At 51.0% G+C, this 8,401-nt stretch carries 11 protein-coding genes; 10 read left to right on the forward strand and 1 reads right to left on the reverse strand.

All coding sequences use genetic code 11. From position 1 onward, the window contains the following. Nucleotides 1-31 precede the first annotated feature (31 nt). Nucleotides 32-637 carry a peptidylprolyl isomerase gene (gene slyD / locus OGV52_RS10715; RefSeq protein WP_003023634.1) on the forward strand — a complete coding sequence of 202 codons (606 nt, stop codon included), beginning with the start codon at nucleotides 32-34 and terminating at the stop codon, nucleotides 635-637. Nucleotides 638-686: 49 nt separating this feature from the next. Here slyD and OGV52_RS10720 read toward each other — a convergent pair whose 3' ends face one another. After that, nucleotides 687-905 (reverse strand): protein SlyX, encoded by a 219-nt coding sequence (locus OGV52_RS10720; protein WP_003023639.1) that lies wholly within the window; start codon nucleotides 903-905, stop codon nucleotides 687-689. Nucleotides 906-1,137: 232 nt separating this feature from the next. Here OGV52_RS10720 and fkpA point away from each other — a divergent pair, with 232 nt between their 5' ends. From fkpA to tuf, 9 genes are all read left to right on the forward strand, one after another. Further along, nucleotides 1,138-1,956, forward strand: a complete 819-nt coding sequence (gene fkpA, locus OGV52_RS10725; RefSeq protein ID WP_200080271.1) for an FKBP-type peptidyl-prolyl cis-trans isomerase — start codon at nucleotides 1,138-1,140, stop codon at nucleotides 1,954-1,956. 167 nt (nucleotides 1,957-2,123) lie between these two features. After that, nucleotides 2,124-2,846, forward strand: coding sequence for a helix-turn-helix transcriptional regulator (locus OGV52_RS10730; RefSeq protein WP_003023643.1), 723 nt, complete (start codon nucleotides 2,124-2,126; stop codon nucleotides 2,844-2,846). After that, entirely contained in the window at nucleotides 2,846-3,232 is a 387-nt protein-coding gene (tusD, locus tag OGV52_RS10735) for a sulfurtransferase complex subunit TusD (RefSeq protein ID WP_047501481.1), read from the forward strand. Before OGV52_RS10730 ends, tusD begins: the two co-directional genes overlap by 1 nt. Next, nucleotides 3,232-3,591 (forward strand): sulfurtransferase complex subunit TusC, encoded by a 360-nt coding sequence (gene tusC / locus OGV52_RS10740; RefSeq protein ID WP_049041316.1) that lies wholly within the window; start codon nucleotides 3,232-3,234, stop codon nucleotides 3,589-3,591. Before tusD ends, tusC begins: the two co-directional genes overlap by 1 nt. 7 nt (nucleotides 3,592-3,598) lie before the next feature. Next, nucleotides 3,599-3,886, forward strand: a complete 288-nt coding sequence (gene tusB, locus OGV52_RS10745; RefSeq protein ID WP_016157620.1) for a sulfurtransferase complex subunit TusB — start codon at nucleotides 3,599-3,601, stop codon at nucleotides 3,884-3,886. A gap of 125 nt (nucleotides 3,887-4,011) precedes the next feature. Continuing rightward, a complete protein-coding gene (rpsL, locus tag OGV52_RS10750; RefSeq protein WP_003023654.1) occupies nucleotides 4,012-4,386 on the forward strand; it encodes a 30S ribosomal protein S12 in 375 nt (124 codons plus the stop codon). Nucleotides 4,387-4,481: 95 nt separating this feature from the next. Beyond that, nucleotides 4,482-4,952, forward strand: a complete 471-nt coding sequence (gene rpsG / locus OGV52_RS10755) for a 30S ribosomal protein S7 (protein WP_016154763.1) — start codon at nucleotides 4,482-4,484, stop codon at nucleotides 4,950-4,952. 96 nt (nucleotides 4,953-5,048) lie between these two features. Continuing rightward, the gene (gene fusA / locus OGV52_RS10760; protein ID WP_016154762.1) at nucleotides 5,049-7,163 is read left to right on the forward strand and encodes an elongation factor G; all 2,115 of its coding nucleotides are present in this window, start codon (nucleotides 5,049-5,051) and stop codon (nucleotides 7,161-7,163) included. Nucleotides 7,164-7,232: 69 nt separating this feature from the next. After that, a partial coding sequence (gene tuf, locus OGV52_RS10765; RefSeq protein WP_049014834.1) for an elongation factor Tu occupies nucleotides 7,233-8,401 on the forward strand: 1,169 nt, incomplete at its 3' end.

Below are 8,401 nucleotides of genomic sequence, written 5' to 3' on the forward strand. Positions count from 1 at the left end.
GCCACTATTCTTTCCATGCTCAGGAGATATCATGAAAGTAGCAAAGGACCTGGTGGTCAGCCTGGCCTATCAGGTACGTACAGAAGACGGTGTGTTGGTTGATGAGTCTCCGGTGAGTGCACCGCTGGACTACCTGCATGGTCACGGTTCCCTGATTTCTGGCCTGGAAACAGCGCTGGACGGTCATGAAGTTGGCGACAAATTCGATGTTGCTGTTGGCGCAAACGACGCATACGGTCAGTACGACGAAAACCTGGTGCAGCGCGTTCCTAAAGACGTCTTCATGGGCGTTGACGAACTGCAGGTTGGCATGCGTTTCCTGGCTGAAACTGACCAGGGTCCAGTACCGGTAGAAATTACCGAAGTGGAAGACGACCACGTTGTGGTTGACGGTAACCACATGCTGGCTGGCCAGAACCTGAAATTCAACGTAGAAGTTGTCGCTATCCGCGAAGCGACCGAAGAAGAGCTGGCTCACGGCCACGTTCACGGTGCGCACGGTCACGACCACGATCATGACCACGGTCATGACGGTTGCTGCGGTGGTCACGGTCACGACCATGGTCACGAGCACGGTGGCGAAGGCTGCTGCGGCGGTGGCGGTAAAGGTAACGGCGGCGGTTGCGGTTGCCACTAATCGTTATACGGCATAAAAAAAAGCGGGAATATCCCGCTTTTTTTATGTCTCAATAATGTGGCGGCGGGGTCTCTTCAGACTGCGACGCGATGTGGGACGGCTGCGTGGCCTTGAGCTTCTCCGTCAATAAACGCAGATGGTCGCGGAGTTTTGCCATTTCCAGTTCATGCGCGGTCACCGTCACGTTGAGCTCTTCAATGGTTATCTCCTGAAATGCCAGGCGACTTTCCAGTTCAGCCAGGCGAGTTTCCATTGTTGTATCCTGCATGATTCACCTCTTTCTTTTTTCTCCGGCAGATCGCGGACTGCGGCGAATTCTACTTAACTTTGCCTGTTTGCACAGCACTCAATCTTCGGTCACGAAACTAATTTAAACAAAAAGAGTCTGAAAAGTGGTGATAATAGGGCGTGCCCGTATGTTGATTTGTTCTGCAACGCTTTATAGTACATTTTTATGTTAGCTAACCTTGGGGTGAGATGCCCCGGCCCTGGAGATATGGATGAAATCACTGTTTAAAGTAACGCTGCTGGCGACCACAATGGCTGTTGCTCTGCATGCCCCGATCACCTTCGCTGCTGACGCTGCGAAACCAGCCGCTACTGCTGACAGCAAAGCAGCATTCAAGAATGACGACCAAAAAGCCGCTTACGCGCTGGGCGCGTCCCTGGGTCGTTATATGGAAAACTCTCTGAAAGAGCAGGAAAAACTGGGCATCAAACTGGATAAAGATCAGCTGATCGCTGGCGTTCAGGATGCGTTTGCAGACAAGAGCAAACTGTCTGACCAGGAAATCGAACAAACTCTGCAGGCGTTTGAAGCACGCGTGAAGAGCTCCGCTCAGGCGAAAATGGAAAAAGACGCGGCTGACAATGAAGCCAAAGGTAAAGTTTACCGCGAGAAATTTGCTAAAGAGAAGGGCGTTAAAACCTCTTCTACTGGCCTGGTCTATAAAGTAGAGAAAGAAGGTACCGGCGCTGCACCGAAAGATAGCGATACCGTGGTAGTCAACTACAAAGGTACGCTGATTGACGGTAAAGAGTTTGATAACTCTTATACCCGCGGTGAGCCGCTCTCTTTCCGTCTTGACGGTGTTATCCCTGGCTGGACCGAAGGCCTGAAAAACATCAAGAAAGGCGGCAAAATCCAGCTGGTTATCCCGCCGGATCTGGCTTACGGCAAAACCGGCGTACCGGGCATTCCGGCTAACTCTACGCTGGTCTTTGATGTTGAACTGTTAGACATCAAACCGGCACCGAAAACCGATGCGCAGCCAGATGCTGCACCGGCAGCTAAAGCTGCGGACAGCAGCAAAAAGTAAGTAACCAGACACCGCCGCCCATAGGGCGGCGGTTTTTTATTATCGACAGGATATAATTAATACTGGAAAGCGCCTTGTGCGCTGTATTACTTTAGATGCCCCTATAATAGTGATGAGCCTGCCCTGACAACATAACGACAGGCTCCTGAAAAGGAGTGCTTTTTTTCATGTCCAGGTCGCTTTTAACCAACGAAACCAGTGAGCTAGATTTACTGGATCAACGTCCTTTCGATCAAACCGATTTCGATATCCTCAAATCCTACGAAGCGGTTGTGGACGGGTTGGCGATGCTCATTGGTTCCCATTGTGAAATCGTATTGCACTCTTTGCAGGATTTGAAATGCTCGGCCATCCGCATTGCTAACGGTGAACACACGGGCCGCAAAATTGGCTCGCCGATTACTGACCTTGCGTTGCGTATGCTGCATGATATGACGGGTGCGGATAGCAGCGTGTCGAAGTGTTACTTCACACGTGCGAAAAGCGGTGTCTTGATGAAGTCGGTGACGATTGCCATTCGCAACCGTGAGCATCGCGTGATTGGTCTGCTGTGCATCAACATGAACCTTGATGTTCCATTCTCGCAGATAATGAATACCTTTATCCCACCGGAAACCCCGGAAGTGGGTTCTGCCGTTAACTTCGCTTCTTCGGTGGAAGACCTGGTTACCCAAACGTTGGAGTTCACGATTGAAGAAGTGAATGCCGATCGTAATGTTTCCAACAATGCCAAGAATCGCCAGATTGTCCTGAATCTGTATGAGAAAGGTATTTTCGATATTAAAGATGCCATTAACCAGGTCGCCGATCGGCTGAACATCTCCAAGCACACGGTTTACCTCTATATTCGTCAGTTCAAAAGCGGCGATTTCCAGGGGCAAGACAAGTAATGCGTTTTGCCATTATGGTGACGGGGCCAGCTTATGGCACGCAGCAGGCGAGCAGCGCGTTGCAATTTGCTCATGCGTTACTCAAAGAAGGGCATGACCTATGCAGCGTCTTTTTCTATCGTGAAGGTGTGTATAACGCCAACTTCCTGACTTCACCTGCCAGTGATGAATATGATCTGGTGCGGGCCTGGCAACAGCTGAACCAGCAGCATGGCGTGACGCTGAATATCTGTGTAGCTGCGGCGCTGCGTCGCGGCGTCGTTGATGAAACAGAAGCGAAGCGATTGGGACTGGCAGGGGCTAATTTACAATCAGGTTTTAACCTCAGCGGGCTGGGTTCGCTGGCTGAGGCATCCCTGACCTGCGATCGCGTGGTGCAGTTTTAATGAAACGTGTTGCTTTTGTCTTTTCTACCGTGCCGCATGGCAGTTCGTCTGGCCGCGAAGGGTTAGATGCCTTACTGGCGACATCGGCATTAACGGAAGACCTCGGCGTATTCTTTATCGGCGATGGCGTTTTTCAAATCCTCCAGGGACAACAACCGGATGTCGTGCTGGCTCGCGACTATATCGCAACCTTCAAGCTGTTAGGGTTGTACGATATCGATCAATGTTGGCTTTGTGCCGCCTCATTACGCGAGCGGGGCCTCCAGCAGGGGGTTAATTTTGTGGTCGATGCGACAGCGTTAGAACCGGAAGATTTACGCCGTGAGCTAGGCAACTATGACGTCATTTTAAGGTTTTGAGATACTCATGCTGCACACATTACATCGTTCCGCGTGGCTTACCGATTTCTCCTCTCTTCTTCGCCTGATTGATAAAGACGATGAACTTTTATTGCTTCAGGATGGCGTGACCGCGGCAATAGAAGGAAGCCGTTTCCTTGAAAGTCTGCAAAATGCCTCCATTAAGGTCTATGTACTGGAAGAAGACATTAAAGCTCGCGGCTTGGGTGGTCAAATTTCAGACAGTGTCGTCAGGGTTAGCTATACTGACTTCGTCAGACTTACGGTGAAGCATCCCAGCCAGATGTCCTGGTAATTGTGGGATCGTTGTATATTTCTTGACACCTTTTCGACACCGACCTAAAATTCTGCGTCCTCATATTGTATGAGGTCGTTTTATTACGTGTTTACGAAGCGAAAGCTACAACCAGGAGCTATTTAATGGCAACAGTTAACCAGCTGGTACGCAAACCACGCGCACGCAAAGTTGCAAAGAGCAACGTGCCTGCACTGGAAGCATGCCCGCAGAAACGTGGCGTATGTACTCGTGTATATACTACCACTCCTAAAAAACCAAACTCCGCACTGCGTAAAGTATGCCGTGTGCGTTTGACTAACGGTTTTGAAGTGACTTCCTACATCGGTGGTGAAGGTCACAACCTGCAGGAGCACTCCGTGATCCTGATCCGTGGCGGTCGTGTAAAAGACCTCCCGGGTGTTCGTTACCACACCGTTCGCGGTGCGCTTGACTGCTCCGGCGTTAAAGACCGTAAGCAATCACGCTCCAAGTATGGCGTGAAACGTCCTAAGGCTTAATGGTTCTCCGTTAAGTAAGGCCAAACGTTTTATATTAATGTCAAACTAAACTCGTAGAGTTTTGGACAATCCTGAATTAACAACGGAGTATTCCCATGCCACGTCGTCGCGTCATTGGTCAGCGTAAAATTCTGCCGGATCCTAAGTTCGGATCAGAGCTGCTGGCTAAATTTGTAAATATCCTGATGGTAGATGGTAAAAAATCTACTGCAGAAACCATCGTATACAGCGCGCTGGAGACCCTGGCTCAGCGTTCTGGTAAAGATGGCCTGGAAGCTTTTGAAGTAGCCCTTGAAAACGTGCGTCCGACTGTCGAAGTTAAGTCTCGCCGCGTTGGTGGTTCTACTTATCAGGTTCCAGTTGAAGTCCGTCCGGTTCGCCGTAATGCCCTGGCAATGCGTTGGATCGTTGAAGCTGCTCGTAAACGCGGTGATAAATCCATGGCTCTGCGCCTGGCGAACGAACTTTCTGATGCTGCAGAAAACAAAGGTACTGCAGTTAAGAAACGTGAAGACGTTCACCGTATGGCAGAAGCCAACAAGGCGTTCGCACACTACCGTTGGTAATCCCTTCGGAGTTTTAGTCACCAGGCGGGCGCTTCTAGTAAGCAGCCCGCTTTGGGCTACTTAAATTGAACGCCTAAAAGATAAACGAGGAATCAAATGGCTCGTACAACACCCATCGCGCGCTACCGTAACATCGGTATCAGTGCGCACATCGACGCCGGTAAAACCACTACTACCGAACGTATTCTGTTCTACACCGGTGTAAACCATAAAATCGGTGAAGTTCATGACGGCGCAGCCACCATGGACTGGATGGAACAGGAGCAGGAGCGTGGTATTACTATCACCTCCGCAGCGACTACTGCATTCTGGTCTGGTATGGCTAAGCAGTATGAACCGCATCGCGTAAACATCATCGACACCCCGGGGCACGTTGACTTCACTATCGAAGTAGAACGTTCCATGCGTGTGCTTGATGGTGCAGTAATGGTTTACTGCGCAGTTGGTGGTGTTCAGCCTCAGTCTGAAACCGTATGGCGTCAGGCAAACAAATATAAAGTTCCACGCATTGCGTTCGTTAACAAAATGGACCGTATGGGTGCGAACTTCCTGAAAGTTGTTGGTCAGATCAAAACCCGTCTGGGCGCGAACCCTGTTCCGCTGCAGTTGGCGATTGGCGCTGAAGAAGCGTTCACTGGTGTTGTTGACCTGGTGAAAATGAAAGCCATCAACTGGAACGAAGAAGATGCAGGCGTAACCTTCACTTATGAAGATATCCCGGCTGACATGCAGGAACTGGCTGAAGAATGGCACCAGAACCTGATCGAGTCCGCTGCGGAAGCTTCAGAAGAGCTGATGGAGAAATACCTGGGTGGTGAAGAACTGACTGAAGAAGAGATCAAAAAAGCTCTGCGTCAGCGCGTTCTGAACAACGAAATCATCCTGGTAACCTGTGGTTCTGCGTTCAAGAACAAAGGTGTTCAGGCGATGCTGGATGCGGTAATTGATTACCTGCCATCCCCAGTAGACGTACCTGCGATCAACGGTATTCTGGACGACGGTAAAGATACTCCGGCTGAGCGTCATGCTAGCGATGAAGAGCCGTTTGCTGCTCTGGCATTCAAAATCGCTACCGACCCGTTCGTGGGTAACCTGACCTTCTTCCGCGTGTACTCTGGTGTGGTTAACTCCGGTGACACCATCCTGAACTCAGTGAAAACTGCACGCGAGCGTTTTGGCCGTATCGTACAGATGCACGCTAACAAACGTGAAGAGATCAAAGAAGTTCGCGCGGGCGATATCGCTGCTGCTATCGGTCTGAAAGACGTGACCACTGGTGACACTCTGTGTGACCCGGATCACCCGATCATTCTGGAGCGTATGGAATTCCCTGAGCCGGTAATCTCCATCGCGGTAGAACCGAAAACCAAAGCTGACCAGGAAAAAATGGGTCTGGCTCTGGGCCGTCTGGCTAAAGAAGACCCGTCATTCCGCGTTTGGACTGACGAAGAATCTAACCAGACCATTATCGCCGGTATGGGTGAGCTGCACCTCGACATCATCGTTGACCGTATGAAGCGTGAATTCAACGTTGAAGCGAACGTCGGTAAACCTCAGGTTGCTTACCGTGAAGCGATTCGCGCGAAAGTTACCGATATCGAAGGTAAACACGCTAAGCAGTCTGGTGGTCGCGGTCAGTACGGTCATGTTGTTATCGACATGTACCCGCTGGAGCCGGGTTCAAACCCGAAAGGCTACGAGTTCATCAACGACATCAAAGGTGGTGTAATTCCTGGCGAATACATCCCGGCCGTTGATAAAGGCATCCAGGAACAGCTGAAATCTGGCCCGCTGGCTGGTTACCCGGTTGTTGATCTGGGCGTGCGTCTGCACTTCGGTTCTTACCATGACGTTGACTCCTCTGAGCTGGCGTTTAAACTGGCCGCTTCTATCGCCTTCAAAGATGGCTTTAAGAAAGCGAAACCAGTTCTGCTTGAGCCTATCATGAAGGTTGAAGTAGAGACTCCGGAAGAGAACACCGGTGACGTAATCGGTGACTTGAGCCGCCGTCGTGGTATGCTTCGTGGTCAGGAATCCAACGTCACTGGCGTTGTTATCCATGCTGAAGTTCCGCTGTCTGAAATGTTCGGATATGCAACCCAGCTGCGTTCTCTGACCAAAGGCCGTGCTTCTTACTCCATGGAGTTCCTGAAGTACGACGATGCGCCGAACAACGTTGCTCAGGCCGTTATTGAAGCCCGTGGTAAATAAGCCACAGGATTAAAACCTAAGTCCCGTGCTCTCTCCCCAGGGGAGAGCACTATAGTAAGGAATATAGCCGTGTCTAAAGAAAAATTTGAACGTACAAAACCGCACGTTAACGTCGGCACCATCGGCCACGTTGACCACGGTAAAACTACCCTGACTGCTGCAATCACCACCGTACTGGCTAAAACCTACGGCGGTGCTGCTCGTGCATTCGACCAGATCGATAACGCGCCGGAAGAAAAAGCTCGTGGTATCACCATCAACACTTCTCACGTTGAATATGACACCCCGACTCGCCACTACGCACACGTAGACTGCCCGGGCCACGCCGACTATGTTAAAAACATGATCACCGGTGCTGCGCAGATGGACGGCGCGATCCTGGTTGTTGCTGCGACTGACGGCCCGATGCCGCAGACTCGTGAGCACATCCTGCTGGGTCGTCAGGTAGGCGTTCCGTACATCATCGTGTTCCTGAACAAATGCGACATGGTTGATGACGAAGAGCTGCTGGAACTGGTAGAAATGGAAGTTCGTGAACTTCTGTCTCAGTACGATTTCCCGGGTGACGACACTCCGATCGTTCGTGGTTCTGCTCTGAAAGCGCTGGAAGGCGAAGCAGAGTGGGAAGCGAAAATCATCGAACTGGCTGGCTTCCTGGATTCTTACATCCCGGAACCAGAGCGTGCGATTGACAAGCCGTTCCTGCTGCCTATCGAAGACGTATTCTCCATCTCCGGTCGCGGTACCGTTGTTACCGGTCGTGTAGAGCGCGGTATCATCAAAGTTGGTGAAGAAGTTGAAATCGTTGGTATCAAAGAGACTGCTAAGTCTACCTGTACTGGCGTTGAAATGTTCCGCAAACTGCTGGACGAAGGCCGTGCTGGTGAGAACGTTGGTGTTCTGCTGCGTGGTATCAAACGTGAAGAAATCGAACGTGGTCAGGTCCTGGCTAAGCCGGGCTCTATCAAGCCGCACACCAAGTTCGAATCTGAAGTGTACATTCTGTCCAAAGACGAAGGCGGCCGTCATACTCCGTTCTTCAAAGGCTACCGTCCGCAGTTCTACTTCCGTACTACTGACGTGACTGGTACCATCGAACTGCCGGAAGGCGTTGAGATGGTAATGCCGGGCGACAACATCAAAATGGTTGTTACCCTGATCCACCCAATCGCGATGGACGACGGTCTGCGTTTCGCAATCCGTGAAGGCGGCCGTACTGTTGGTGCGGGCGTTGTTGC

This window comes from Citrobacter sp. Cb041, assembly GCF_030336655.1.
In the GTDB taxonomy this organism is placed as follows: domain Bacteria; phylum Pseudomonadota; class Gammaproteobacteria; order Enterobacterales; family Enterobacteriaceae; genus Citrobacter; species Citrobacter braakii.